General features: G+C 70.8%; 29 protein-coding genes. 14 read left to right on the top strand and 15 right to left on the bottom strand.

Features of this window, described 5'->3' with window-relative positions; translation table 11 throughout:
* Positions 1 to 105: 105 nt before the first annotated feature.
* Positions 106 to 1,383, bottom strand: coding sequence for a serine hydrolase (locus HYN04_RS00990; RefSeq protein WP_162599499.1), 1,278 nt, complete (start codon positions 1,381 to 1,383; stop codon positions 106 to 108).
* Positions 1,384 to 1,510: 127 nt separating this feature from the next.
* The gene (locus tag HYN04_RS00985; RefSeq protein ID WP_162599498.1) at positions 1,511 to 2,392 is read right to left on the bottom strand and encodes a cation diffusion facilitator family transporter; all 882 of its coding nucleotides are present in this window, start codon (positions 2,390 to 2,392) and stop codon (positions 1,511 to 1,513) included.
* A 137-nt stretch (positions 2,393 to 2,529) separates the two neighbouring features.
* On the opposite strand from HYN04_RS00985, the gene HYN04_RS00980 reads away from it, so the two are divergent.
* The gene (locus HYN04_RS00980; protein ID WP_110449028.1) at positions 2,530 to 3,609 is read left to right on the top strand and encodes a CobW family GTP-binding protein; all 1,080 of its coding nucleotides are present in this window, start codon (positions 2,530 to 2,532) and stop codon (positions 3,607 to 3,609) included.
* 76 nt (positions 3,610 to 3,685) lie between these two features.
* Here HYN04_RS00980 and HYN04_RS00975 read toward each other — a convergent pair whose 3' ends face one another.
* Complete coding sequence (locus HYN04_RS00975; RefSeq protein ID WP_110449027.1) at positions 3,686 to 4,114, bottom strand: biopolymer transporter ExbD; 429 nt, start codon at positions 4,112 to 4,114, stop codon at positions 3,686 to 3,688.
* Between the two features lie 138 nt (positions 4,115 to 4,252).
* On the opposite strand from HYN04_RS00975, the gene HYN04_RS00970 reads away from it, so the two are divergent.
* Positions 4,253 to 5,218 (top strand): WD40 repeat domain-containing protein, encoded by a 966-nt coding sequence (locus HYN04_RS00970; RefSeq protein ID WP_110449026.1) that lies wholly within the window; start codon positions 4,253 to 4,255, stop codon positions 5,216 to 5,218.
* An 18-nt stretch (positions 5,219 to 5,236) separates the two neighbouring features.
* Here HYN04_RS00970 and HYN04_RS00965 read toward each other — a convergent pair whose 3' ends face one another.
* Complete coding sequence (locus tag HYN04_RS00965) at positions 5,237 to 5,902, bottom strand: nitroreductase (RefSeq protein WP_110449025.1); 666 nt, start codon at positions 5,900 to 5,902, stop codon at positions 5,237 to 5,239.
* Between the two features lie 95 nt (positions 5,903 to 5,997).
* On the opposite strand from HYN04_RS00965, the gene mtgA reads away from it, so the two are divergent.
* Together mtgA and ald are read left to right on the top strand one after the other, a co-directional pair.
* Entirely contained in the window at positions 5,998 to 6,738 is a 741-nt protein-coding gene (gene mtgA / locus HYN04_RS00960; RefSeq protein ID WP_422385653.1) for a monofunctional biosynthetic peptidoglycan transglycosylase, read from the top strand.
* 27 nt (positions 6,739 to 6,765) lie between these two features.
* Positions 6,766 to 7,878, top strand: coding sequence for an alanine dehydrogenase (gene ald, locus HYN04_RS00955; protein WP_110449024.1), 1,113 nt, complete (start codon positions 6,766 to 6,768; stop codon positions 7,876 to 7,878).
* Between the two features lie 10 nt (positions 7,879 to 7,888).
* Here ald and HYN04_RS00950 read toward each other — a convergent pair whose 3' ends face one another.
* The gene (locus HYN04_RS00950; RefSeq protein ID WP_110449023.1) at positions 7,889 to 8,761 is read right to left on the bottom strand and encodes a bifunctional regulator KidO; all 873 of its coding nucleotides are present in this window, start codon (positions 8,759 to 8,761) and stop codon (positions 7,889 to 7,891) included.
* Between the two features lie 102 nt (positions 8,762 to 8,863).
* Here HYN04_RS00950 and HYN04_RS00945 point away from each other — a divergent pair, with 102 nt between their 5' ends.
* Positions 8,864 to 9,838 (top strand): XdhC family protein, encoded by a 975-nt coding sequence (locus tag HYN04_RS00945; RefSeq protein ID WP_110449022.1) that lies wholly within the window; start codon positions 8,864 to 8,866, stop codon positions 9,836 to 9,838.
* A gap of 15 nt (positions 9,839 to 9,853) precedes the next feature.
* On the opposite strand, the gene HYN04_RS00940 is transcribed toward HYN04_RS00945, so the two are convergent.
* The 6 genes from HYN04_RS00940 to moaA are packed head-to-tail and all read right to left on the bottom strand — an operon-like array spanning position 9,854 to position 13,791.
* Complete coding sequence (locus tag HYN04_RS00940; protein ID WP_110449021.1) at positions 9,854 to 11,044, bottom strand: molybdopterin molybdotransferase MoeA; 1,191 nt, start codon at positions 11,042 to 11,044, stop codon at positions 9,854 to 9,856.
* Positions 11,041 to 11,511: a cyclic pyranopterin monophosphate synthase MoaC gene (moaC, locus tag HYN04_RS00935; RefSeq protein ID WP_110449020.1), complete on the bottom strand. Its 471-nt coding sequence runs from the start codon at positions 11,509 to 11,511 to the stop codon at positions 11,041 to 11,043. The genes HYN04_RS00940 and moaC overlap by 4 nt, the downstream gene beginning before the upstream one ends.
* Positions 11,508 to 12,071, bottom strand: a complete 564-nt coding sequence (gene moaB, locus HYN04_RS00930; protein ID WP_110449019.1) for a molybdenum cofactor biosynthesis protein B — start codon at positions 12,069 to 12,071, stop codon at positions 11,508 to 11,510. Before moaB ends, moaC begins: the two co-directional genes overlap by 4 nt.
* Positions 12,068 to 12,514, bottom strand: a complete 447-nt coding sequence (locus HYN04_RS00925) for a molybdenum cofactor biosynthesis protein MoaE (protein WP_110449018.1) — start codon at positions 12,512 to 12,514, stop codon at positions 12,068 to 12,070. Before HYN04_RS00925 ends, moaB begins: the two co-directional genes overlap by 4 nt.
* Positions 12,515 to 12,517: 3 nt before the next feature.
* Positions 12,518 to 12,757, bottom strand: a complete 240-nt coding sequence (locus HYN04_RS00920) for a MoaD/ThiS family protein (protein WP_110449017.1) — start codon at positions 12,755 to 12,757, stop codon at positions 12,518 to 12,520.
* Positions 12,758 to 12,759: 2 nt separating this feature from the next.
* Positions 12,760 to 13,791, bottom strand: coding sequence for a GTP 3',8-cyclase MoaA (gene moaA, locus HYN04_RS00915; RefSeq protein ID WP_110449016.1), 1,032 nt, complete (start codon positions 13,789 to 13,791; stop codon positions 12,760 to 12,762).
* Positions 13,792 to 13,822: 31 nt separating this feature from the next.
* On the opposite strand from moaA, the gene HYN04_RS00910 reads away from it, so the two are divergent.
* Both HYN04_RS00910 and HYN04_RS13725 read left to right on the top strand, forming a co-directional pair.
* Positions 13,823 to 14,455 carry a nucleotidyltransferase family protein gene (locus HYN04_RS00910; protein WP_110449015.1) on the top strand — a complete coding sequence of 211 codons (633 nt, stop codon included), beginning with the start codon at positions 13,823 to 13,825 and terminating at the stop codon, positions 14,453 to 14,455.
* 99 nt (positions 14,456 to 14,554) lie between these two features.
* Positions 14,555 to 14,683 carry a hypothetical protein gene (locus tag HYN04_RS13725; RefSeq protein ID WP_277870396.1) on the top strand — a complete coding sequence of 43 codons (129 nt, stop codon included), beginning with the start codon at positions 14,555 to 14,557 and terminating at the stop codon, positions 14,681 to 14,683.
* Between the two features lie 3 nt (positions 14,684 to 14,686).
* On the opposite strand, the gene HYN04_RS00905 is transcribed toward HYN04_RS13725, so the two are convergent.
* Positions 14,687 to 16,444 (bottom strand): M10 family metallopeptidase C-terminal domain-containing protein, encoded by a 1,758-nt coding sequence (locus tag HYN04_RS00905; RefSeq protein ID WP_110449014.1) that lies wholly within the window; start codon positions 16,442 to 16,444, stop codon positions 14,687 to 14,689.
* A gap of 108 nt (positions 16,445 to 16,552) precedes the next feature.
* Between HYN04_RS00905 and HYN04_RS00900 the strand changes: the two genes are divergently transcribed.
* The 4 genes from HYN04_RS00900 to HYN04_RS00885 all read left to right on the top strand — a co-directional run bounded on the left by HYN04_RS00900 (position 16,553) and on the right by HYN04_RS00885 (position 18,672).
* A complete protein-coding gene (locus tag HYN04_RS00900; protein ID WP_110449013.1) occupies positions 16,553 to 17,026 on the top strand; it encodes a cupin domain-containing protein in 474 nt (157 codons plus the stop codon).
* 2 nt (positions 17,027 to 17,028) lie between these two features.
* Positions 17,029 to 17,847 (top strand): alpha/beta fold hydrolase, encoded by an 819-nt coding sequence (locus HYN04_RS00895; protein ID WP_110449012.1) that lies wholly within the window; start codon positions 17,029 to 17,031, stop codon positions 17,845 to 17,847.
* Positions 17,848 to 17,953: 106 nt separating this feature from the next.
* Positions 17,954 to 18,277, top strand: coding sequence for a glycine zipper domain-containing protein (locus HYN04_RS00890; protein ID WP_110449011.1), 324 nt, complete (start codon positions 17,954 to 17,956; stop codon positions 18,275 to 18,277).
* Positions 18,274 to 18,672 carry a hypothetical protein gene (locus HYN04_RS00885; protein ID WP_110449010.1) on the top strand — a complete coding sequence of 133 codons (399 nt, stop codon included), beginning with the start codon at positions 18,274 to 18,276 and terminating at the stop codon, positions 18,670 to 18,672. Before HYN04_RS00890 ends, HYN04_RS00885 begins: the two co-directional genes overlap by 4 nt.
* Before the next feature lie 6 nt (positions 18,673 to 18,678).
* Here HYN04_RS00885 and HYN04_RS00880 read toward each other — a convergent pair whose 3' ends face one another.
* The 3 genes from HYN04_RS00880 to chpT form a co-directional block, all read right to left on the bottom strand.
* The gene (locus HYN04_RS00880; protein WP_110449009.1) at positions 18,679 to 19,512 is read right to left on the bottom strand and encodes a CheR family methyltransferase; all 834 of its coding nucleotides are present in this window, start codon (positions 19,510 to 19,512) and stop codon (positions 18,679 to 18,681) included.
* Entirely contained in the window at positions 19,509 to 19,874 is a 366-nt protein-coding gene (locus HYN04_RS00875) for a response regulator (protein WP_110449008.1), read from the bottom strand. Before HYN04_RS00875 ends, HYN04_RS00880 begins: the two co-directional genes overlap by 4 nt.
* 79 nt (positions 19,875 to 19,953) lie before the next feature.
* Positions 19,954 to 20,634 carry a histidine phosphotransferase ChpT gene (chpT, locus tag HYN04_RS00870; RefSeq protein WP_110449007.1) on the bottom strand — a complete coding sequence of 227 codons (681 nt, stop codon included), beginning with the start codon at positions 20,632 to 20,634 and terminating at the stop codon, positions 19,954 to 19,956.
* Positions 20,635 to 20,722: 88 nt separating this feature from the next.
* Here chpT and cysQ point away from each other — a divergent pair, with 88 nt between their 5' ends.
* The 3 genes from cysQ (at position 20,723) to HYN04_RS00855 (ending at position 24,513) form a co-directional block, all read left to right on the top strand.
* On the top strand, positions 20,723 to 21,493 hold the full coding sequence (cysQ, locus tag HYN04_RS00865; RefSeq protein WP_199285974.1) for a 3'(2'),5'-bisphosphate nucleotidase CysQ: 771 nt from the start codon (positions 20,723 to 20,725) through the stop codon (positions 21,491 to 21,493).
* Positions 21,494 to 21,565: 72 nt separating this feature from the next.
* Positions 21,566 to 22,756: an acyl-CoA dehydrogenase gene (locus tag HYN04_RS00860; RefSeq protein ID WP_110449005.1), complete on the top strand. Its 1,191-nt coding sequence runs from the start codon at positions 21,566 to 21,568 to the stop codon at positions 22,754 to 22,756.
* Positions 22,757 to 22,824: 68 nt separating this feature from the next.
* Complete coding sequence (locus HYN04_RS00855) at positions 22,825 to 24,513, top strand: MFS transporter (RefSeq protein ID WP_110449004.1); 1,689 nt, start codon at positions 22,825 to 22,827, stop codon at positions 24,511 to 24,513.
* The last annotated feature ends 1 nt before the right edge of the window (position 24,514 follow it).

Raw genomic sequence — 24,514 nt, 5'->3', positions numbered from 1 at the left:
TTGGCGTCCCGAAGAAATAGCAAAGAAAGCGGCGCCCGCAGGGAACCCCGCGGGCGGAAGCGGGCTCTTATACAGACCGACCCGCCTGAGTCAACGCGGGGACGCTCAGTCGGCGCGGTCCGACTGCGGTGTGGTGGGCAGGGGAAGGGGCTGTCCACCCCACTGCTCGACCAGGGCGGCGGAGACCGACTGGAAGACCCGCAGGCGATTGGGCGAGCCCTTGGGCGCCTGAGGGGCCAGGACGGCGACGGCGTAGGTTCGTCCATCCGGCGCAGTCACCAGGCCCACGTCGTTCAGGCCGAAGGTCTCGCCCCGGAAGTCCTGGCCGGTGCCGGTCTTGTGTGCGGCGCGCCAGCCCGGCGGCAGGCCGCCGCGCAGGCGCATGGGGCCGGTGGTCACCCGCCCAAGGGTCTGGAGGATGAAATCCGTGGAGGTCCTGGAAAGGAGTTCACCCCGGTGCAGGGCCGCCAGGGCCCGGACGATCCCGGCGGGGGTCGCCCCATCGAAGGGCTGCTCCACATAGGCCTGCATCGAGGCGGCGCGCGCCTCGGGTTCCAGTCGGGCCCGAGCCGCCTCGAAGGCGCCGTAGGTGGAGAGCTCAGCACTCCAGGCGAGGCCGGCGATGCGCGACTGGAGCCGCCGCTCGTCTTCGGCAAGGCGGATGCCCGACATGCCGCGCGAGGCCAGGAAGGCCTGGACGGCGGCCGGGCCGCCCGCCAGGGCCATCAGCTTGTCATTCGCCGCATTGTCCGACTGGATCAGGGCGCGCTGGAGGAGGTCGCGGACCGTCGTCTCGTAGGCCCCGTTCTCGATCAGGTGGGTGACCGGCTGGTTGAACACGCTCCTGTCGGCGTCGGTGAGGATCACCGGCTGGTCGAGGTCGAGCCGCCGGGCGTCGACCTGGTCCATGATGGTCAGGGCCACCCAGAGCTTGGAGACGCTCTGTTGCGGGAAGGGCTGGTCGCCCTGCCAGCTCGCGAGCCAACCGGACCCGACGTCCATGACGGCGATGCCGACCGGTCGCGGGAATCCGGGGTCCAGGGCGGCCAGGCGTTCAGCAAAGCCGGCGGGGGCCGGCGGGGCCGGGCGGGCGGCGAGGTCAGCATCCCGCCGGGTCGGAGACCGTGCGGCTTCACGGGAGGGCGCGTTGGCGGAGGGCTCAAGGGTGCGGAAAAGCGGCGCGGCGCCGGCCGCGGCGATCGGGCCCATGGTGACGGCCAGGACGGCTGAGAGGGTGGCCACAGGGCGCCTGAACCCCAGCAGAAGGGCGGAAACGCCCACGTCGAGGGCCGTCTCGGGCAGGCGTCGCAGGCGATCGGGCAGGACCCGGACGGAATGGACAATGAGCGAAGGCGCGAGCCAGGCGGCGTCGGCGACCGTCATGAGCGGCCCAAGCATCCGCCAGCCCAGGCCCGGCGGCGGTGGCGGAGGGGGCGGTGTCATGCGGAGCCAGGGGGAAGGCATGCGCGTTTGAGCCCTGATCCGGCCGGCGGCGTCAAGCCGCCCCGCCTCAGGTCAGGTCCAGACTGATCCGGCTGACCCCGGAAAGACCTTCCAGGGCCCGCCGGACCTGGGCGGGCGCCTCATGGGAAGGCGCCCTGAGGCGAACCGCCACGGCGTTGCGGCCGGCCCCGGTCCGCCAGGCGCGCACGTCCTCGGCGACCAGGCCGGCCGCTTCCAGCCGAAGGGCGACCTCGGCCTCGAGGGCGGGGGACTGCCTCAGGTCCAGGAGCGCCGCCCCGGCCCGCCGGAGGATCGTGGCGGCGAAATGGGCGATCAGGCCCGCCCCCACGAGGGCCGCGACGGGATCGGCCCAGGTCCAGCCGAGACGCCAGGCGGCGAACAGCCCCGCAAGGGTCAGGGCGGCGACCGCGGCGTCCGCCGCCACGTGCAGATGGGCCGCTGAAAGATTGATATCGCCGGAAGGGTCCCGCCGGTCGGCGGCGCCGGGGCGCAGGAGCGCCATGCAGGCCAGGTTCAGGGCCAGGCCGCCCGCCGCTGCATAGAGGGCTGCGGGGTAATCGGGGACCTCGGGCGTGACCAGGCGCGACACGCTCTCGACCGCCAGCCCAAAGGCCGCCAGGGCCAGGAGGACGGCGTTGGCGAAGGCGGCGAGGTCGCCGATCCGCCCGGCTCCGTGCGCCAGGCGGGGGTTGTGGGCGTTGGCGCGGGCCACCCGGTAGGCGGCGCCCGCCACGGCCAGGGCCGCGACATGGGCGCCGGAGTGGGCGCCGTTGGCGACCAGGGCCACCGATCCAAAAGCCAGTCCCGCCGCGACCTGGACCGCGGAGGCGACGGCGACCAGCAGGGCGGCCAGCCAGGTGCGCCGCTCGTTACGGACCACCTGGGCGGTGACGCCGGTCTCATCGAGGGGCAGGCGGGCGAGGGTCAAGGCGGGCGGGTTCCGGGGCAGGGGCGGCCGTAGGGTCACGGACTTTGTGTAACTTTGTAACACGTTCGGGGCCTTGGGCCAAGGGCGGGACCGCCAGGCTTGCCTCCGAGGTTTCCCCGGACCGCCCGAAGGACTAGATGAGAAGCATGAGCCAGAAGACCCCCGTCACCGTACTCACCGGCTACCTCGGCGCCGGCAAGACCACCCTCCTCAACCGGATCCTCTCGGAGGACCATGGCCGGCGCTATGCGGTCATCGTCAACGAGTTCGGCGAGGTCGGGATCGACAATGACCTCATCGTCGGCGCCGACGAGGAAGTCTTCGAGATGAACAACGGCTGCGTCTGCTGCACGGTGCGCGGCGACCTGATCCGGGTGCTCTCGGGGCTCATGAAGCGCAAGGGCGGCTTCGACGCCATCATCGTCGAGACGACAGGACTGGCGGACCCGGGACCCGTGGCCCAGACCTTCTTCGTCGACGACGACGTCCGCGCCCGGACCGAACTGGACAGCGTCACCACGGTGGTCGACGCCCTGCACCTGCCCCTGCGCCTCGGCGATTCCCGGGAGGCCGTCGAGCAGATCGCCTTCGCGGACCAGATCATCCTGAACAAGACGGACCTCGTCACCGAGGCCCAGCTGCGCGACATCGAGGCGCGCATCCGCCGCCTGAATCCACTGGCGCCCATCCACCGGGCCCAGAGGTCGAACGTCCCCCTGGAAATGATCCTGGGCCGCGGCGGGTTCGACCTCGAGCGGATCACCGAGCTCCAGCCCGAGTTCCTGAACCCCGCCCATGGCGAGCCGGGTCACGTGCACGATGAATCCTGCGACCATCACGACCATGAGCACCACCATGGCCATGACCATGGCCACCATCACGACCATGACCACGGGCATGCCCACGACCACGCCGCAGAGGCCGGCATCTCCAGCGTCTCGCTGACCCTTGACCGGCCGATGAACGGCGCCCGGGTCAGCGCCTGGATCAACGACGTCCTCCAGGCCCAGGGCCCGGACATCCTGCGGGCCAAGGGGATCATCAGTGTGGCTGGAGAGGATCGCCGCCTGGTCTTCCAGGCCGTTCACATGATCCTGGAGGGCGACCTCCAGAGGCCCTGGCGCGAGGACGAGCCGCGCGTTTCGCGCCTGGTCTTCATCGGGCGGGACCTGGATCCCGAAGCCCTCAAGGCCGGCTTCGAGGCCTGCGCCGCCTGAGGCGGCAGGCTTCGGACACGAAAAGGGCCCGCCCGGTCACCCGGGCGGGCCCCTTCGACCCCGGAGGGTGGAAGGCTCAGAGCTCTTCGTTGATCAGCGCGACCTGGAAGTAGCCGTTGCCCTGCAGGGTGTTCATGACCTGCATGAATTCGCCATAGCGCACGTCGCGGTTAGCGCGGATGTAGACGCGCTCCTTCGTCGGGTCGGGCACGTTCAGCTTGCGGGCCAGGTCGGCCGGAAGACGATCGACCGTGGTCGCCGCTTCGCCGATGAAGACGCCGCCGTTCTGGATGTTGATGACGGTCGGTTCTTCCATCTTGGCCCCGGGCGGCGGCGGCACGGCCGGCGGCAGGTCAAGCTTGATGGAGACCGTGGCGGCGGGAATCGCCACCATGAAGATGATGAGGAGCACCAGCATCACGTCCACGAACGGCGTGACGTTGATGTCGCTGTTCTGGCCGAGATCGAAACGCCCGCCGCCTCCGCCGCCCAGCTTCGCACCCATGAGACAATCCTTCCCTTCAGGACGCCCCCTGGACGTCCGGCTGTGTTGCAAAACCCTTCGCCAATCGGATCGGGATTGTAAAGCCCCAACCCGACACGCCCCCTCCCCTCGGCGGGCCGCCAGCGCTATTGAAGGTCCATGACCTACGCTTTTGACGCCTTCGTGACCGCCGCCCTGTTCGACTCGGAAGACCGCGCCTGGTTCGCCCTGGGGGACGGGACCGTCCGATCCGAGGACGGTGGGGTTCACCAGGCCCACGACGGGGCGGTCCTCTGCGCCGCCGTCCATCCAACGGGCCAGGGCCTGCTGACGGGTGGCGACGACGGCGCCCTGGTTTGGACGCGGGCCTCGGGCCCGGTGACGCTGGAGCGGTCTCCCGGCCGCTGGATCGACGCCCTGTCGGCCAGCCCCCAGTCCGGCCTCATCGCCTGGGCCGCGGGCCGGGAAGTCCAGGTCCGCGACGTCGCCGACCCGGAATTCCGCCGCACCTTCGCCCACGAGCGCTCCGTGACGGACCTGGCGTTCGACCCGCGCGGACGCCGTCTGGCGGCGGCCACCTACGGCGGCGCCTGGCTCTGGTACGCCCGGATCGCCGAACAGAAGCCCGAGATCCTGAAGTGGGCCGGCAGCCATATCGCCCTCGCCTGGAGCCCGGACGGCAAGTTCCTCATGAGCGCCATGCAGGAGAACGCCCTGCACGGCTGGCGCGTCGCCGACGACAAGAACCTCAAGATGGGCGGGTATCCGGCCAAGGTGAAAAGCCTCGCCTTCCTGTCCAAGGGGCAGATGCTGGCGACCTCAGGCGCCAACGGGGTCGTCGTCTGGCCTTTCACGGGCCCCGCAGGTCCCCTCGGCAAGCAGGCGGCGGAGGTCGGTTACGAGGAAAGCGTCCTGGTGGCGCGGGTGGCGGGCGCCCCCGACTCGCGCCTGGTCGCCGCCGGCCTGGAGGACGGCCGGGTCTGGACCTGTGACCTGACCGGCCAGAAGATCGATATGCGCAAGGCCGAGAAGGGCGAATCGATCTCGGCCCTCACCTTCAGCCGCAAGGCGCGGCGCCTGGCCTGGGGCGATGAGGCCGGCGGCGCCGGGGTGATCGACCTCTAGCTTCGGCGGTGTTGACCCTTAGCCCTCGAAGCCCCGCAGTTCGCCCCAGGCCTCGAAGGGGTCTCGGGCCGAGCGCAGGGTGTTGATCGGCGCAGACTCGTCGCGCCAGCCCAGGGCCATGCCGGAAAAGAGCATGTGGTCGTCCGGCAGGCCGAGGAGGTCGGCGACCGTCCTGGGATAGCGCGCCCAGTACTCCTGGGCGCAGGTGTCCAGGCCCTGCTCCACCGCCAGCAGCATGACGGTCTGCATGTACATGCCAACGTCCGACCACTGGGGCGGGCCCAGCTTGCGGTCGAGGCAGAAGAAGAGGCCGACGGGGGCCCCGAACAGTTCGGTGTTGCGCGCCAGCTGGCGAAGCCGGGCCGCCTTGTCCTCGCGCGGGATGCCGATCGTGGCGTAGAGGTCCTCGCCATTCTGGAACCGGCGGGTCCGGAAGGGGTCCCAGAGGTTCGGCGGGTAGACGTCGTACTCCGGCGTCTCGCCCATGGGATTGGCCGCCGCCCGGGCCCTCAGCTCGGCCAGGGGCGCCCCGGCCAGGGCGTAGACCTTCCAGGGCTGGAGGTTTCCGCCGGACGGCGCCCGCGCCGCGGCCTCGAGGATTCCCCGCACCAGGGCTTCCGGCGGACACTCGGGCCGGAAGGCCCGGATCGAGACCCGCCGATCGACCGCTTCGCTGACCTTCATCTCGTCCTCCCCGCTGCGGGACGGCAACCCGCCCCCGAGGCTCCTGACTAGCACCGGGACGTCGGCCTTGTCAGCGCGTTTGCCTCGGCGCCGGCATGGCCTATCCTCGCTCCATGGCGAGAGGCGAGGAAAGCGGCCGTCCCCGGCGGCGATGGCTCAGGCGGATCCTGGTCCTGGCGGGGATATTCCTCGTCGGCCTGCCCCTGGCCCTGGTGGCGCTCTATCGGTTCGTCCCGCCGCCGGTGACCGTCCTGATGGTCCAGCGATCCCTGGAGGGGAAGGGACTGGACAGGACCTGGCGGCCGCTGGACCAGATGTCGCCCGCCCTCATCCGCTCGGTGATCGCTGCAGAGGACGCGGGCTTCTGCAGCCACCATGGCTTTGAGTTCGAGGCCATGCAGGCAGCCTGGGCGCACAACGAGACATCCGACCGGGTCCGGGGCGGGTCGACCATCAGCCAGCAAACGGCCAAGAACGTCTTCCTCTGGCCCCAGCGCTCCTACCTGCGAAAGGGCCTGGAGGCGGGCTTCACCGTCCTGATCGAGGTGGGCTGGGGAAAGCGGCGGATCCTGGAGGTCTACTTGAACACGATTGAATGGGGGCCTGGCGTCTACGGCGCCGAGGCGGCGGCGCGGCGCAACTTCGGGGTCGGCGCCGACCGCCTCAGTCCCGCCCAGGCGGCCAGGCTGGCGGCCATCCTGCCCAGCCCCCTGAAGTGGCGCGCGGCCAAACCGGGCCCATATGTAAAGCGCCGGTCCGGCCGGATCGGTGCAGCGGCGGGAACCGTCCGCAGGGATGGACTCGCCGACTGCATCCTCGCCACCCGCCCGCGCTGAGTCCGGGCGGACATCAGGAGACGCGTCATGCGGATCGGGGTTCCCCGCGAGATCAAGGCTGACGAGTACAGGGTGGGCCTGGTCCCCGCCGCCGTCCGGGAGCTGGCCGCCCAGGGCCACCAGGTCCTTGTCGAGGCGGGGGCAGGCTCAGGATCCGGCTTCGCCGACGCCGCCTACGCCGAGGCGGGCGCCGTCCTGGCGCCCGACGCAGCGGCGGTGTTCGAGGGCGCGGACCTGATCGTCAAGGTCAAGGAACCGCAGAAGTCGGAATGGGAGCGCCTTACCTCCCGGCACATCCTCTTCACCTACCTCCACCTTGCGCCCGACCCCGCCCAGGCCGAGGGCCTGCGCCGGTCCGGCGCCGCCGCCATCGCCTACGAGACCGTGACCGACCCGTCGGGGGGCCTTCCCCTGCTGGCGCCCATGTCGGAGATCGCCGGCCGGCTGTCGGTCCTGGCCGCGGCGCAGCACCTGCAGAAGCACAACGGCGGCATGGGCCTCCTCCTCCCCGGCGCGGCGGGATCGCCTCCGGCGCGGGTCACCGTGCTGGGCGGCGGCATGGTGGGGACAAACGCCGCCCGCATGGCGGTGGGCCTGGGCGCCCAGGTCACGGTGGTGGAGCGGTCGCTCCCGCGCCTCCGGGCCCTGGACGAGCTCTTCGCCGGACGCATCCGCACGCGCCATTCCAGCCTCGACGCGGTGGAGGCCGAGATCCTTTCGGCCGATGTCGTGATCGGCGCCGTCCTCGCGGCGGGCGCCGCTGCCCCACGGCTCCTGCGGCGGGAGCACCTCTCGCGGATGACCCCCGGCTCGGTGATCGTCGATGTCGCCATAGACCAGGGCGGCTGCTTCGAGACCAGCCGGCCAACAACCCACCATGAGCCCACCTTCGTCCTGGACGGCGTGGTCCACTATTGCGTCGCCAACATGCCCGGTGCGGTTCCCCGGACCGCCTCGGAGGCCCTCGGCGCGGCGACCCTGCCCTTTGTCCTGAAGCTGGCGGAGTCGGGCCTCGACGCCCTGTCGCGGGATCCGCACCTGGCGCGGGGCCTGAACGTTCTGGGCGGTGAAATCACCCATCCGGCGGTGGCGGCGGCCCTTGGGCGAACCGCGAGCGACCCCTACGCCGCCTGGGGCTGAGCCCGGCGGATCAGGCGGCGGCCCAGGCGCCCGGGTCCAGGGCGTCGGGGTCGTCGATGGCCATGTCGTCCCAGTCGAGGTCCGGCGGAGGGCTCGCGGCGGCGGCGACGATCGCATTGAGCTCGGCCGCAGAGGACACGCCCACAAGGACGGCCGAGGCCTCAGGCCGGGACAGGGCGAAGCCAAGGGCGGCCTGCAGCGGGTCGGACCGGCCCTCGGCGATCATGCGGCGGGCGCGGGAGATGCGCGTCGCCGCCTCGCGGAGATGGCTGGGCGCACGGTCCGGCGGCAACAGCAGCAGGCCGTTGAGGAAGATCGAGCGGAGGTGGACCTCCATGCCCAGGCCGGCGATGGCGGCGAGGGTCCCGTCGTTGATCAGCCTCTGGTCCAGCAGGCTCGCCGGCGCCTGGACGATGTCGGGCCGGAAGCGGCGGGCCACGCCGAGGGGATCGTCGGAGGCGAAGACCGACACGCCGATCTTCCGGGTCAGGCCCTCATCCCGAAGAGCCTTCAGGCGATCCCAGAGGACGGCGCCATGGGGACCGAGGAGCTCTGCCACCGAGGGCACGAAAATGCATTCGGCCTGTTCGACTCCCAGACGGGCCAGGCTGGCCCGGGCCTCGGCCTCGACGATGTCGGGGCCCCGGTCTGGCCGGATGGTGGAGATGCAGACGTTGAAGCGATCCGGGCGGGGCAGGACGGCGCCGATCTCGCGCTCGGCCTGTACGGAGCGGCCCGTGACGTCGAACAGGCGGACGCCTGCCCGGGCCGCGACCTCGAGGATGTCCCGGACCTCGGCCTGGGCCGAACGTCCGCGGACCGGCGCCTGATCGAGGCCGAACTGCCCCGAACCGAGGCCAAGCTTGGAAACCGGCGAAGACATGAGTTCTTCAGGCGCGCCCTGGGTGACTTGAGGCCGCATCCTCGCCTGAATGCCTGAAGAAGCGGTTTCTGAAATGCTTACAGGACGTTAAATTCGGCCCCCATGAGAACCCCCCTTCCCGACTGGCCTGTCTTCGGTTTCGTCGATGACGTCCGCCGCGCCCTGGACGACGCACGGCGGCGCGGCCGCACCTCGGTGCTCGCAACCCTGGTCGCCGTCGAGGGCGGCGGTCCCAGGCCCGTGGGGACCCAGATGGTCTTCATCGACTCGGGCGATGCGAGCCCCGACCCCGTGGCCGGGTACTTTTCGGGCGGATGCGTGGAGTCGGACATCGCCGACCACGCATACGCCTGCCTCGCCGACGGCGAGCCCCGGCGCCTTGTCTATGGCGAGGGCAGCCCCTGGCCGGACATCCGCCTGCTGTGCGGCGCGCGGATCGAGATCCTGCTCGAACGCCTCGAGGCCTCGGACCCGGCCCTCGCCATCCTCCTCGAGGCCTGGGCCGCACGCCGGCCGGCCGACTGGGTCACAGACGGGCGTCGTCGGGCCTGCGGGGCGCCCGGCGAGGTCGAGGCCTGGGACGGCGCCTTCACCCGCCGCTGCGATCCGGCCCAAAAGCTGGTGGTCTTCGGCTCCGACCCCACCGCCCTGGCCATCGCCGCCCTGGGCGCCCAGTCCGGCTTCGAGACCACCCTGGTGCGTGGCAAGGGGCCAGAGGCCCCGCCGCCGGTCCCTGGCCTGGCCTACAGCCGACAGTCCCCCGCGGAGGCTCTTGCCGCCATCGGGACCGACGCCTGGACCGCCGTCGCCATCGCCAGCCATAACCTGGAGGTGGACCGCGAGGCCCTGGCCGCCGCCCTTCCATCCGCGGCGGGCTATGTGGGCCTGCTGGGCGCCAAGCGGCGCCTGGACGAGCGCCTGGCCCCCCTGCGGGCGGCGGGCGTGCCGGAAACGGTCCTGTCCCGGGTCCACGCCCCCATCGGCCTGGACATCGGCGGCAAGGCGCCCTGGGCGGTCGCCGTCTCGGTGATCGGCGAAATCATGGCCGAGCGCTTCGGCGGCGGGCGAAAGGCCTGACCCGGGCCCGGTTCTTCAGCCCCTGAGGAGGGGCAGGACCTCCACAGCGTCGCCGGCGGCGGCGGCGGGAGCGTGAGGCAGGCGGCGCAGCAGGGCGTCGGCCTCGGAGAATACCCTGACGAGTGAGGAGTCCTGATCCAGGAAGGCTTCCACGGCCTCCCCATCCCGGCCGGGGACAAGCCGGGCCCGCATCCAGTGCTCGCGGGGGCCGTTCGCCGGGAGGGGCCCCACAAGACGGACGGACCGGAGGAAGGGGGCGGACGGTCGCCCTTCAAGGGCGGCGACCAGGGGCCGCAGGAAGAGCTCGGCGCAGACAAAGGCGGAAGCCGGGTTGCCCGGAAGGCCCAGAAGGGGACGTCCATCCCCCAGTATGCCGAAGAAGGTGGGCTTGCCGGGACGGACGGCGACGCTCTCGACGCGCATGTCCAGCCCCAGGTCGCCAGCGGCTGCGCGGACCAGGTCGTGGTCGCCGACCGAGGCGCCGCCGAGAGTGACGACGAGGTCCCCGTCTGCGGCGGCGATAGCGTCCCGAACCGCCTCCCGACGGTCACGCACGCCGGTCACCCGTCGGGTCTCCGCCCCCCAGGTGCGCAGCATGGCCTCCAGGCCCGGCGAGCCGGAGTCGAAGATCTGCCAGGGCCCGGGAACGGCCGGCGCCTCCACGACCTCCTCGCCCGTTGAGACGAGGCTGACCCGTGGGGGGCGGACCACCCGGACCCGGTCACGCCCGGCGGAGGCGCAGAGAGAAAGACGCCAGGGATCTAGCCTCAGCCCCTCGGACAGGAGCCGCCCGCCCGCCCGGAAGTCGCGGCCGGCCTGGCGCACATTGTCGCCGGGTTCGATGGCAGGGACCTCCACTGTCTCGCCGTCCCGGCGGGCATCCTCCTGGATCACGACCGCATCGGCGCCTGCAGGCAGGGCCGCCCCGGTGAAGATGCGCACCGCCTCGCCGGCGCTGAGGGGCCCCTCGAAGCCATGGCCCGCGGCGCTCTCGCCAATGATCTTCCTGGGCCCGGGACCGTCGGCGCTGCGGACCGCCCAGCCGTCCATGGAGGAATTGGTGAAGGGAGGCTGGTCGCGGACGGCGTGGATGTCCTCGGCCAGCATGCGGCCCAAGGCGTCCTGCAATGCAAGCTCGACCGGACCCAGCCGTCGGATGGCGGCCAGCATGGCCGCCCGGGCGGCCTCGACCGTCATCAGCTTCATTCGCGGATCCAGTCGCCGGAACGCCCGCCGGACTTGGACAGGAGGCGGACGTCCTCGATGACCATGCCCCGGTCGGCGGCCTTGAGCATGTCGTAGAGGGTCAGGCAGGCCACGCTGACCGCGGTCAGGGCCTCCATCTCCACGCCCGTGCGCCCGGTGGTCCGCACCCGCGCGGTCACCTTCAGCCGCTCCCCGTCGACGTCGACGGCCACCTCGGCCTTCGAGATGTCCAGGGGATGGCAGAGGGGGATCAGGTCGGAAGTCCGCTTGGCCGCCATGACGCCGGCGATCTCGGCCACGGCGCGGACGTCGCCCTTGCGACCCTGCCCGGAGACGGCCAGGGCCAGGGTTTCGGGCGCCAGGCGGACAAAGCCCTCGGCCACGGCCTCGCGGGCGGTCTCCGGCTTGTCGGAGACGTCCACCATCCGGGCCCGGCCCTCGGCGTCGATGTGGGTCAGTCCGCTCACTTTTCCAGCAGCCGCGGCATGAGTTCGACCATGTTGCAGGGCCCGTGGCGGCTGTCGAGCTGGGCCTGGATGACCTTGTCCCAGCCGTCCTTCACCGCTCCGTTCGACCCCGGGAGACAGAAGACGAAGACGCCGTTGACGATGCCCGCGGTTGCGCGGGACTGCAGGGTGGAAAGTCCCACGGACTGGAAGCTGACCAGGTGGAAGACCACCGAGAAACCATCGATGCGCTTGTCGAACAGGGGCTCCACGGCCTCTGGCGTCACATCCCGGCCGGTGATGCCCGTGCCGCCCGTGCTGATCACGGCGTCGACCTGGCCGGAGTCGACCCAGGCCAGGATCCGGGCGCGGATCTCATCGACGTCGTCCCGGACGATGGCCTTGTCGGCCAGGACGTGCCCGGCGCCCGTGACCCGGTCGGCCAGGACATGTCCGGAGGTGTCGCTTTCCTCATCCCGGGTGTCCGAGACGGTCAGGACGGCGATGCGGACCGGAACGAAGGGCCGGGCCGGGTCGATCCGGCCTCCGGGGGTGAGGGTGATCGGGGTCGCAGAGGTCATTGGGTCTCCCATCGCGCCAGGTCGTCTCGGTCCCGCTCGGTCGGCTCGATCCACCGCGCGCCGTCCGGGCCCGTCTCCTTCTTCCAGAAGGGCGCCCGGGACTTCAAGTAGTCCATCAGGAAGTCGCAGGCCTCGAAGGCCGCGCGGCGGTGCGCCGCGGCCGTCGCGACGAAGACAATGGCCTCGCCGGGCGGGATGGCGCCGGTCCGGTGGAGGATCAGGGTGTCCTGGAGGCCGAAGCGTTCCCGCGCGTCAGCCTCATGCCGGGCGATCTCCTTTTCGGTGAAGCCGGGATAGGCCTCCAGCTCCAGGAGGGTGGTCTGCCCGGCCTCGGCCCGGGCCAGGCCCGTGAAGCTGGCGACGGCCCCCGTCTCGCGTCGGTCGCGGCAGAACTCGGCCAGGGCCTCGCCGGGATCAAAGGGTTGGCTGACCAGCCGGATCACGCCTCAGCCCCCGCTCATGGGCGGCAGGAAGGCAACCTCTGAGTCGGCCCCGAGATCGACGTCCAGGCTCACCAGGGACTGGTCGACGGCGGTGCGGACCGCCGGCGCCTGCAGGGCCTCGAAGAGGGCGGGGTCCTCCATCGCGATCCGGCCCCTCAGTTCGGCCAGGGTCCGGGCGGGAATGTCCCTTTCCCGCCAGCCGGCGATGTCGGCGAGCCGCCCGAACAGGAGCACCCTCGCCACAGTCAGCCCCCTGTCGTGGACATGTGCCGCTGCACGGAGGGCGGAGCGTTGCGGTCGATCCGGAAATCGTGGCCCTCAGGCTTGGCGTCGATGGCCCGCAGGATCGCCTCGCGGAGCTCGCCATCCGACGCGCCGCTGCGGATCACCGCCCGGAGGTCGCTGGCGTCCTCGCGGCCAAGGCAGGTGTGCAGGGTCCCCGTGCAGGTCAGGCGCACCCGGTTGCAGAGCTCGCAGAAGTTGTGGCTGAGGGGGGTGATGAAGCCCAGCCGCCCGCCGGTCTCGGCCACCCGGACGTAGCGGGCTGGACCGCCGGTGGTCAGGTCAAGGTCGGTCAGGGTCCAGTAGCTTTCCAGCCGGGCCCGGACATCCCGCAGCGACAGGAACTGGTCGCTTCGGTCCACGTCGATCTCGCCCATGGGCATGGCCTCGATCAGGGTGGCGTCGAAACCCTGGGCGTGGGCCCAGGCGACGAGGTCAGGAAGCTCGTCGGCGTTGTCGTCCCGCAGGGCGACGGCGTTGATCTTGACGGCGAGGCCGGCGGCCCGGGCGGCCTCAAGCCCGCGCAGGACCTGGGCCAGGTCGCCACCCCGGGTGAGCCGGCGGAAGGTCTCGGGATTGAGGCTGTCCAGGGAGACATTCACCCGCCGCACGCCGGACGCCGCCAGGCCGGCGGCGAAGGTCTCCAGGCGGGTGCCATTCGTCGTCAGGGTCACCTCGTCCAGGTCGCCGGCGGCCAGACGGGGCGACAGGGCGCCGAACAGGTCCATCACCCCCTTGCGGACCAGCGGCTCGCCGCCGGTGATGCGGATCTTCCGCACGCCCAGGTCGATGAAGGCCGACGCGAGGCGCTCAAGCTCCTCGAGAGTCAGCACCTGCGCCTTGGGCAGAAAGGTCATATGCTCGGCCATGCAATAGACGCAGCGCAGGTCGCAGCGGTCCGTCACCGAGACCCGAAGATAGGTCACGGCGCGGCCGAACCCGTCCACGAGGCGGGGGCGGGACTGGACGGCGGGCGCGGTGTCGAGCGGCGTCATGCCAGGGCAACATATGCGGGGACGACGGAACATGACAGGGGCGGAAGTCGGGCTCGGGTCGGGTTACGCATCCATCCTGCTGGCGGCGGGGGCGGGACGTCGTTTTGGCGGCGGCAAGCTTCTGGCGCCCTGGCGTGGGGCGCCCCTGGTGGCCGGGGCCGTGCAGGCGGCCCTGTCGACGCCCTCTGACCCGGTCATCGTCGTCACGGGAACGGACCCGGGACCCGTCGGGGACGCCTGCCGGGCGGCCGCCGAACGCATGGACGGCGCCAAGCGGCTCCGCCTGGTGCACGCCCCCGACCACGCCGAGGGCATGGGCGCATCCCTGCGCGCCGGGGTGGCCGCCCTGCCGCCGGGCATGAGGGGTGTCTTCGTCTTTCTCGGCGACATGCCGGACATACCGGAGGAGATCTTCGCGCCCCTCATGGCCGCCGTGGAGGCCGGGGCCCCGGCCGCCGCACCGACCTTCAGGGGACGCCGGGGTCACCCGGTCCTCTTCTCCGCCGCACTCCTGCCCGACCTTGCAAGGGCCAGCGGGGACGCCGGCGCCCGGGAGGTCCTCGCCAGCCTGGACGCCGGGCTGGCCAGGGTGGAGAGCCCGGACCCCGGGGTCCTCTTCGACGTCGACCGGCCCGAGGACCTGGGAGACCCACGGCGAGGCTGAACCCGGGGCGCGGTCCGGCTACTGGCCCTGGCCCAGGGAGAAGCCCGGATCGCCGACCAGTCCGCCCAGGTCGCCGCCCACGGGGTCGCCCCCGCCGACATGGCCCGGGCCGCCCTGATGGGCCTGGCCCGCGTGGAGATGGGCGCCCACCAGAAGTTCACAGCCCTGCCGGCGGCGGGGGTGTGCCTGGCCATGGCCCTGGCGGCGATGGCGACGGGGGGGTTCTGAGGGCTAGACGATCCAGCCGCTGCCGAGGCTTGCGAGGGAGACGCCGACCAGGATGACCTGGTCGCCATTGCCCATGTCGACGATGACGTCGGCGCCCACCTGGCTGATGGTGCGGGAGGGGCTTCCCTCCAGCTTCAGCCGGTCGCCCTCGGCGTAGGAAAAGTCGGTGATCCGGTCGATCCCGGCGCCCGCGAAGGAATAGAACAGGTCCGCGCCGGCTCCGCCGCTGATCGTGTCGTTGCCCCTGTCACCCCAGAGCCAGTCATCGCCCGCTCCGGACATGACGGAGTCGTCGCCCTGACCCCCGCGGACCCAGTCGTTGCCTGCCCCGCCGTCGACCGTGTCATTGCCCATGTTGCCGTAGACGATGTCGAAGGCCGCATCGCCGAAGATCAGGTCGTTGTCCTTGCCGCCGACGACCCAGTCCTCGCCGTCGTTCCCGCGAAGGGTGTCGGCGCCCATGTTGCCGTTGATGTCGTCGAAGCCCGAGCCGCCAAAGACGGAGTCATCGCCGGCGTCGCCGCGAAGGTAGTTGGAGCCCTGGGTGTCGATGACTGTGTCCGCACCCTCCCCCCCGAACACCGTGTCGGCCCCGGCGCCGCTGTTCAGGCGATTGGCCAGGGCGTTCCCCGTCAGGCTGTCATTGCCGGATCCGGACAGGGCGTCCTCGATGTCCGTTCCCCGGGCGATGGCGACATTGCCGCGGTAACCGCCGACGTCGGAAAAGAAACCCTGCCTCAGGTCGATGACCTGGTTGTCCGGATAGCCGGCGAAATCAAAGGCGTCGCGTCCTCCCGCATCCCAGACCGCCCACTGCATGATGGAGGTGCGGCTCACCGCCTCGAACCAGGGACGGCCGGCGTTGGAGTTGAAACCATAGACCGTGTCCCCCGTGCGGGTGGACATGTTGGGGCCATACTCGGCCTGGATGGCCGCGATGTCGTCGAGGAGCGGAACGGCGGAGTACCCCGGGAGGGAGGCGCCCGTGTTGAAGCCGCCGAAATAGCTCATCACCGTGTACTGGCGACTGTCCTCGAAATAGCTCGCATCCGCGGCATAGGTCGGGGTCCCAGTGGACGGGTAGGTCGACGGGTGGGCCAGGCCGATGGCGTGGCCGATCTCATGGACCAGGACCATGCCGCCGTAGTTGGAAGCCAGGGGCAGCTGGTTGTAGCTGCGCGTGGCGTCGACCCAGACGTCGCCCGAACGCGCCGCAAAGTCGAGGGAGCCGGGATAGTAGGCGAAGGCGACAGCACCTTCTGGACCGGTCGCGTAGTTGGCGAAGAGGATGACGGCGAGATCCGAATAGGCCCCCTCGCCGGCGTCGCCGCTCCCGACCCGCGCAAACCGGATCCCACTGACGTCTGACCAGGCCTGGAGCGCCAGTTCGGCCTGCTGGATCTGGGCTGAGTTGAAGCGCGAGAATCCGGTGGTCTCGGAGGGCATGACGCCCGGCGCGTTCGCCCGGAAGGCATAGCTGACGGTGAAGGGCTGGCCCATGACGCCCCAGCCCGCCTCGCCGCCGGTCAGGCGGTTCGCCACCTGGTCCAGGGTGAAGCTGGGCTTGCCGTTCGGCGCCGTCCCACCCCGTTCGGAGAGGTTGAGGTAGGCGTTGGCCGGGTCCGATTCCGTCTCGCCCCGGCGGACGGCGCAGGCCCCACAGCCACAGATGGCGCCATGACGGCCCTCCGGGTCCCCTTCGCGCCAGGCGTCGGGCTGTTCAAGGCCGGGATCCTCGGGCTGGCGAAATTTTGGCCACACGGCGGACTTCCTCCACCGGCCTCGGCAGGGCCTGGGCCGGAACGGGCTTGCAGACAGGGCGCTTTGGGCGCTGCAATGGAGCCTACACGAATTCGGCGGGAGACGAAGATGTCAGGGGAGGACGTTCCGGCGGATGGCTGGGAATCGACCGGGGTCCGGGTGGTCCCGGCGGACTCCCTGGACACGAGCACGCCCCAGACCCCGGGAATGAACCGCGCTGCAGCCATCGATTTCGCCAGGGTCGGCGCCCGCAGGCTCTGGGCCGGGACGGTGCACATCCATGCCGGGGCGGGGACAGGCGCCCATCACCATGGGCCTCTCGAGAGCGTCATCTACGTCATCCGTGGCCGGGCGCGCATGCGCTGGGGCGAGAAACTGGAGTTCACCGCCGAGGCGGGCCCAGGAGACTTCATCTATGTCCCGCCCTTTGTCCCCCACCAGGAGATCAACGCCTCCTCTGACGAGACCCTGGAGTGCGTCCTGGTCCGCAGCGACGGCGAGGCCGTGGTGGTCAACCTGGACATCGATCCCGTGGAGCCGCCCCGCGAGGTGCGGTGGATCGATCCCATCCACAGGGACTGAGCATGCCGCGCCTCATCGCAAACGGACTCGACATCCACTACGAGCGGACAGGCCAGGGTCCCCGGCTGCTGTTCATCTCCGGCACGGGCGGAGACCTCAGGGTCCGTCCCAACATGCTCGACGGCCCCTTCGCGCGGGCCTTTGACCTGGTGGCCTATGACCAGCGGGGCCTGGGCCAGACCGAGAAGCCAGACCACCCCTACAGCATGGCCGACTACGCGGATGATGCGGCGGGCCTTATGGATTCCCTCGGCTGGGAGGACGCCCTTGTGATCGGGGTGTCCTTTGGCGGCATGGTCGCCCAGAACCTGGTGGTGCGGCATCCCGGCCGGGTGCGCCGCCTCGTCCTGGCCTGCACCTCGCCCGGAGGCGCCGGGGGCGCGTCATTCCCCTTCCACGATATCGGCCACCTGAAGGGCGAGGCCCGGGCCCGTCACCTCCTGCCGGTCAATGACACCCGCCTGGATGCGGCCTGGGCGGCGGCAAACCCGGAACGCTACGCCGAGGCCATCGCCCAGGCGGCGGCGGATCCCTTCGCCGGGGAACCTGGACGTGAGATGGGCGCCCGCCGCCAGATCGAAGCCAGGGCGGGCCACGACGTCTGGGCGGACCTGCCCGCCGTCAGGACGCCAGTGATGATCGCCGCCGGCCGGCACGATGGAATCGCGCCGCCGCAGAGCCAGCTGAACCTCGCCCTCGCACTGCGTGGTTCTGTCCTGAGGTTCTTCGAGGGCGGGCACATGTTCATGCTGCAGGACCGGAGCGCGGTCCCGGCCATGGTGGACTTCCTGCTCCAGGGAGACGCTCTGGCCGGGACGTGACCTAGGGGATTCCCCCAGCCTTGCATGTCGCTGGGGAAGGGGCCATTTCAGCAGCCAGTTCAAGGGGACCGCCTGAAGCGGCCCCGAGGCCCCAAGGAGATTTCCCATGCCCGCCACCACCGTGGACAAGGCCGCCCGCGCCGCCCGCGCCGCCGTGAAGTCCACCACCGAAGTCGCCGGCGACGCCGTCGAGCAGGCCGAGCGCAAGCTGAATGACGCTGCGCACCGGATCGAGAAGGCCCTCGCCGAGGGCGTCGAGCAGATCCGGACCCACGGCAAGGCCTACGCCGCCGAGGCCAAGGACCAGATCGACGATGCCCAGCGCTATGTCGCTGGCCAGGTGCGCGAGCGTCCCCTGGCGGCCACGGGCGTCGCGCTTGGCGTCGGCGTGCTGATCGGCCTGCTCCTGGCTGCCGGACGGAACCGTTGAAGCCCGGCCGCCTGCTCCTGGCGGTCTGCGGTGCGGCGGCCCTCGCCGCCGCATCGGGCGTCTTCGTAGTCGCCCTTTGCCTGGCCCTCTTCACCGTGCTGGAGCCCGTGATCGGGCCGGCTGGCGCGGCGGCGTCGGTTGCGGCGGCCTGCCTCCTGGTCCTCGCCACGGCGGGCCTCACCCTGATTTTCCTGGCCGCGGGACGGTCCCGCCGCGCGCCTGCACCGGAAACCGGCGACCTGGGGGCCAGCCTCATGGACCTCGCGAGCCGTCGCCCCTTCATGGCCCTGTTCGGGGCCGCTGCGGTCACCGCCCTCGGCGTCGCGGCCCTGCGGAACCCGCGGACGGCCTCCGGTCTGATCAGCCTGGTCCTCGGCCTGCGTCGCCCGCGCTGATCCTGTTCAGGCGGCGACGCGGAAGGCGGGGTTGCGGGCGAAGACAGCGGTCATCCCCGACATCGTCTTCAGGGCCGGAGCGACATCAGCCTCACCCTCGCCCTCGCCCCGGCCCAGGATCAGCACGCCCCCGGGCGCGAGGGACTGGGCGAGGTTGAGGATCACCGCAGGTCGCATCTGCGGCGCCGTCTGCGGCAGGATGCCGCGACACACGATCACGTCGAAGGTCACTGGGCCGGGGGCGTCCGCAAGCAGGTTGACGCGCCGCCACCGGATCATTTCCCGAAGCTCGGCGGAGGCCTGCCACGACTCCTCGCGGGGCTGGAAATGGTCGATCAGGCGACGGGCGGGCAGCCCCTTCTGGACCTCGAAATGGCTGAAGACGCCGGTCCGGGCCCGCTCGAGGGCGCGCACCGAGATGTCGGAGGCATAGACCTCCACCTTCAGGTCAACGGACCGGGCCTGGGCTTCAAGGGCGGTGATGGCCAGGGAGTACGGCTCCTGGCCGGCGCCGGAGGCCGCGCACCACAGGCGCACGGGCGCCCCGCCCCGGGCGATGGACAGGGCCGGCAGGATCTTTTGGCCCAGCTGCTCCAGGACTTCCGGATCCTCCATGAAGCCCCGCTCGAAGGCGGTGACGCCCTCGATCACCGGCCAGGCGAGACGGTCGGCCTCGTTGCTTCTCAGGGCGATCAGCAGGTCGGCCACGCTGGCGTAGCCCTCCCTCCGCGCAACCGCGTTAAGGCGGGCCGCCAGGTGCTCTGGGGAGGAAGCGTCCAGGCTCCTGCCCGTCCGCATCAGGCACAGCCGGGCGATGAGCTCCAGTTCGCGAGGGGTCACCGGACCCCCGCAAGGGCGAACTTCGAGGCCAGGATCTCGGCGTCGAAAGGCTTCATGATGAATTCGTCGGCCCCGGAATCGAGGGCTTGCCGGATCATGTCGGGGGCGGCCTCCACGGAACAGAAGACGATCCGGGGCACGGTTCCCCCGGGCATGCGCCGGAGCCGGGCCATGCACTCAAGGCCGTTCATGACCGGCATGCGCCAGTCCATGAGGATCACGTCGGGCATGGCCTCCGCACAGGCCTCCAGGGCCTTGGCCCCGTCGGGCGCCTCACGCACGTGATGTCCGTCCGCCTCGAGGAGGCGGCGGGCGAGCAGCCGGATCACGGGACTGTCGTCGGCGACAAGGCAGGACTTCACGGGCGGACCTCCGTCGCTTTCAGGTTTGCAGCCTTCGGTTAAGGAGGGGTTGTCATCCCGCCCCCGGGGGACGTCCGTGTCAGGCTGGCAGGGCCGCCAGGAAATCGATGGTGCCGTCGGCGGAATCGACCCGCACAGTGCCGCCCGCATCGGTGACGAACAGGTGCACGTAGTAGGCCTGTACCCAGTGGCCATGCAGGCCCTCGCCCATGGGCAGGCCGGCGAGACCGTCGGAGACTTCGGCCCGGAGGCGGGCGCGGGCGCCATCGGCCCGGGCGCGGATCAGGATGAAGCCCTCCCGCTCCTCGGCCTGGATCCGGGCGGCTCCCCCGGTGGGCAGGGCGGCGCCGGCCAGCTGGGACAGGTTCAGGAGGGCGCGGGCGGCAGGCTTGGCCAGGGCGGGCGCCGCCACCTGCCAGTCCAGTTCGGCCCGGATGTGACGGAACAGGCCCTCGGCCAGGCGGCCCAGCTCGCGGGAGTCGAAGACCTCGGCGGAAGCCGAAGCCCCGAAGGCGACCCGGCAGAAACCCAGGAGATCGGCCAGCTTGCGGGCCGAGGCGCCGATCAGGCCCATGGCCTCCTCGCGCATGTCCTGGGCGGAGGGATCGTCCAGCAGGTCCAGGCCGCTGACCATGGCGCTCACCGGGCTGATGAAGTCATGGCACATGCGGGCGGCGAGGAAGGCCGCCACCTCCGCCGTGCGGGGCGCTGGCGCGTCGCGGCGGGCGTCTTCCGGAGGGGAGGCGGAGATCTCGGACATGGTAAACACAAACGTGGCCTGATTTGCCGCTTTGGGAAACCGTCAGGCGCATCTAGGACAGGCCCCGCCTGACAGGATGGTCCTTTGCATGCCGAACCTCGACGCCCGCTTCGGAGCCGTGCTCGCTGAACTCTGCGAGGAGGCCGCCGACCTGGTCCGCCCGCTCTGGAACAGCGGCCTCGCCGTCGACCGAAAGGCGGACGACAGCCCCGTCACCGAGGCGGACCGCCGGGCCGAAACCCTGATCCTCGCCGGCCTCGCCCGGGTGGCGCCAAAGTTGCCGGTGGTCTCCGAGGAGCACGCCAGCGAGTTCGGGGCGCCGGGCCGCATCGGCCGGACCTTCCTGCTCGTCGATCCGGTGGATGGGACCAAGGCCTTTGTCCGGGGCGACCCGAACTTCACCGTCAACATCGGCCTCATCGTCGACGGGGTCCCGGTCGCCGGCGCGATCACCGCCCCCGCTACGGGCGAGACCTGGTTCACGGACGCCGGGGGCGCCTTCAAGCGGGCTGCAGGCGGGCCGGCCTCGCCGGTCCGGGTCCGGGCCTGGAAGACGGGCGCCTCGGTGGCCCTGGTCAGCCACACCATGAAACCCGAGACCCTGAAGGCCCTGGCTGACCGTTTCGGCTTCGACGGAACCGAGGCCATGGATTCCTCGATCAAGTTCTGCCGGATCGCCGAGGGCGCTGCGGACATCTATCCGCGCCTGGGCCCCACCATGGAGTGGGACATCGCCGCCGGCCACGCCATCCTCGCGGCGGCGGGCGGCCGGGTCGAGACCGAGGACGGCGGGCCCTTCCTCTACGGCAAGGCCTCGGCGGGGTTCCGGAACGGGACCTTCGTCGCCCGCGGCGGCTGAGGGCCAAAAGGCGCCTACACCCGGGGCGCAATCCGTCGCATAAGGCGGACGACACGACCTCAGGAGACCGACATGGCCCTCGACGCTGGCGCCGAAGCCAAGACCTTCAGCTGGGAAGACCCCCTGGACCTCGCCTCCCGTCTCTCAGAGGACGAGCGCATGGTTTGGGAATCCGCCCGCGCCTACGCCCGGGACAAGCTCCTGCCGCGCGTGGTCTCCGCCTATGCCGAGGAGCGGTTTGACCGCGAGATCATGACCGAAATGGGCGCCCTCGGCTTCCTCGGCCCGACCCTGCCCGAGGCCTACGGCTGCGCCGGGGTGAACCACGTCGCCTACGGCCTCATCGCCCGGGAGATCGAGGCCATCGATTCCGGCTACCGCTCGGCCATGAGCGTCCAGTCCTCGCTGGTCATGTACCCGATCCACGCCTTCGGCTCGGAGACCCAGCGCCAGCGCTACCTGCCCGGCATGGCCCGCGGCGAGATCATCGGGTGTTTCGGCCTGACGGAGTCCGACGGCGGCTCCGACCCGGCGTCCATGCGCACCACCGCGACGGCGACCAAGGGCGGCTACATCCTCAACGGCGCCAAGATGTGGATCACCAACTCGCCGATCGCCGACGTGGCCCTGGTCTGGGCCAAGCTGGACGGCGCCATCCGCGGCTTCCTGGTGGATCGCGGTTCCGAGGGCTTCTCCACCCCGCAGATCAAGAACAAGCTGTCCCTGCGCGCCTCCATCACCGGCGAGATCGCCTTGTCCGACGTCTTCGTGCCCGAGGACCAGATGCTGCCCGGCGTCGCCGGCCTGCGCGGGCCCTTCTCCTGCCTCAACAAGGCCCGCTACGGGATCGCCTGGGGCGCCATGGGCGCCGCCGACTTCTGCCTGCACGCCAGCCGCGACTACGTCTCCACCCGCAAGGTGTTCGGCAAGCCGCTGGCCGCCCGGCAGCTGGTCCAGAAGAAGCTCGCCGACATGCAGACCGAGATCGCCCTGGGCCTGGAGGGCGCCCTCGCCCTCGGCCGGTTGATCGACCAGGGCGCGTGGGTGCCCGAGGCCATCAGCCTGATGAAGCGCAACAACTGCGGCAAGGCCCTGGCCATCGCCCGCGAGGCCCGCGACATCCACGGCGGCAATGGCATCAGCGGCGAGTACCACGTCATGCGCCACGCCTCGAACCTCGAGACCGTGAACACCTACGAAGGGGCGCACGATGTCCACGCCCTGATCCTGGGCCGCGCGATCACCGGCGAAAACGCCTTCTGATCCCGTTGAAATCAAGGATCCCAGCAACCTAATTACAGAGTGCAGAGGCGCTCAGCAGGGGGGAATACATGGCGCAGGCGGGCAGCACCACGCCCGGCGAAAAGCCGGCGGAAAAGCAGGAACAACCGTCCCTCCGGACGGTGGTCGGCGCCTCGGCGGCGGGGACCACCTTCGAGTGGTACGACTTCTTCGTCTTCGGCAGCCTGACGACGGTCATCTCGAAGGTCTTCTTCACAGGCCTTCCGGAGACCGCCGGCTACATCGCCGCCCTCGCCCTCTTCGGCGCCGGCTTCTTCTTCCGCCCGGTCGGCGCCCTGGTCTTTGGCCGGATTGGAGACAAGGTCGGCCGCAAGGGCGCCTTCCTCTTCACCGTCGTCCTGATGGGGGTGGCCACCGTCGCCATCGGCCTCCTGCCCACCTACAGCCAGGTCGGGCTGATCTCGCCCGCCCTCCTGGTCCTGATGCGCATCCTCCAGGGCTTCGCGCTGGGCGGTGAATACGGCGGCGCCGCCATCTACGTGGCCGAGCACGCCCCGGACAACGCCCGGGGCCGGGCGACCAGCTGGGTGCAGACCTCGGCGGCCTTCGGCCTCTTCGCCGCCCTGTTCGTGATCCTTCTGACCCGCGTCACGGTCGGCCACTTCTTTGGTCCCGACGCCTTCGACGCCTGGGGCTGGCGCATCCCCTTCCTCTTCTCCGCAGGCCTCCTGCTGGTGTCGATCTTCATGCGCATGAAGCTCACTGAGAGCCCGACCTTCGCCAAGCTCAAGGAAGAGGGCGGCGCCTCCAAGGCGCCCTACGCCGAGGCCTTCGGCCAGTGGAAGAACCTCAAGCTCGTCATCCTGGCCCTCTGCGCCGTCATGTCGGCCCAGGGTGCGGTCTGGTACACGGCCTTCTTCTATTCCCAGACTTTCCTGGACAAGTTCCTGAAGGTCGCGCCCGAGACGATCAACATCGTCCTGATGATCGCCACCGCGATCAGCGCGGTCTTCTACGTGCTCTTCGGCGCCCTGTCGGACCGTGTGGGTCGGAAGCCCGTCATGCTCTTCGGCATGACCCTGATGCTGGTCGCCTACTTCCCGGGCTTCCACCTCATGACCCAGTTCGCCAACCCGGCCCTTGCCGAGGCCCAGGCGCGCACCCCGGTGGTGGTGTCCTCCGACCCGGCGGACTGTTCCCTTCAGTTCGATCCGGTGGGCAAGAAGGTCTTCGTCTCGTCCTGCGACATCGCCCGAAGCATCCTGGCCAACGCCGGCGTCTCCTACGACAACCAGCCTGCGGCGCCCGGAACGGCGGCCGTGGTCAAGGTCGGCGACGTCGCCATCGCGTCCCGCTCCGCGGCGGGCTTGCCGGCCGCCGAGGTCAAGGCGATCCGCGCCGGGGTCGAGGCCGAGGTCAAGGCGGCCCTGTCGGCGGCCGGGTATCCCGCCAAGGCCGATCCCGCGCGCATCAACATGGTTGGCGTCATGGGCGTGATGATGGTCTTCGTGATCGCCGCCACCGCTCTCTTCGGGCCCATCGCGGCCTGCCTGGTGGAGCTCTTCCCGACCCGGGTCCGCTACACCGCCATGTCCCTGCCGTACCACATCGGCACCGGCTGGATCGGCGGCTTCGTGCCCTTCTTCGCCTACGCCATCGTGATCGGCGTCGGGAACATCTACTCAGGCCTGTGGTACCCCTTCGTCTTCACCCTCCTGTCGGTGGTGACCTGCCTGTTCTTCCTGCCGGAAACCCGGGGACGCTCGCTGGACCACTGAC

This window comes from Phenylobacterium parvum, assembly GCF_003150835.1.
Classification (GTDB): domain Bacteria; phylum Pseudomonadota; class Alphaproteobacteria; order Caulobacterales; family Caulobacteraceae; genus Phenylobacterium; species Phenylobacterium parvum.
This window is presented reverse-complemented; position numbering and strand designations above follow the sequence as displayed.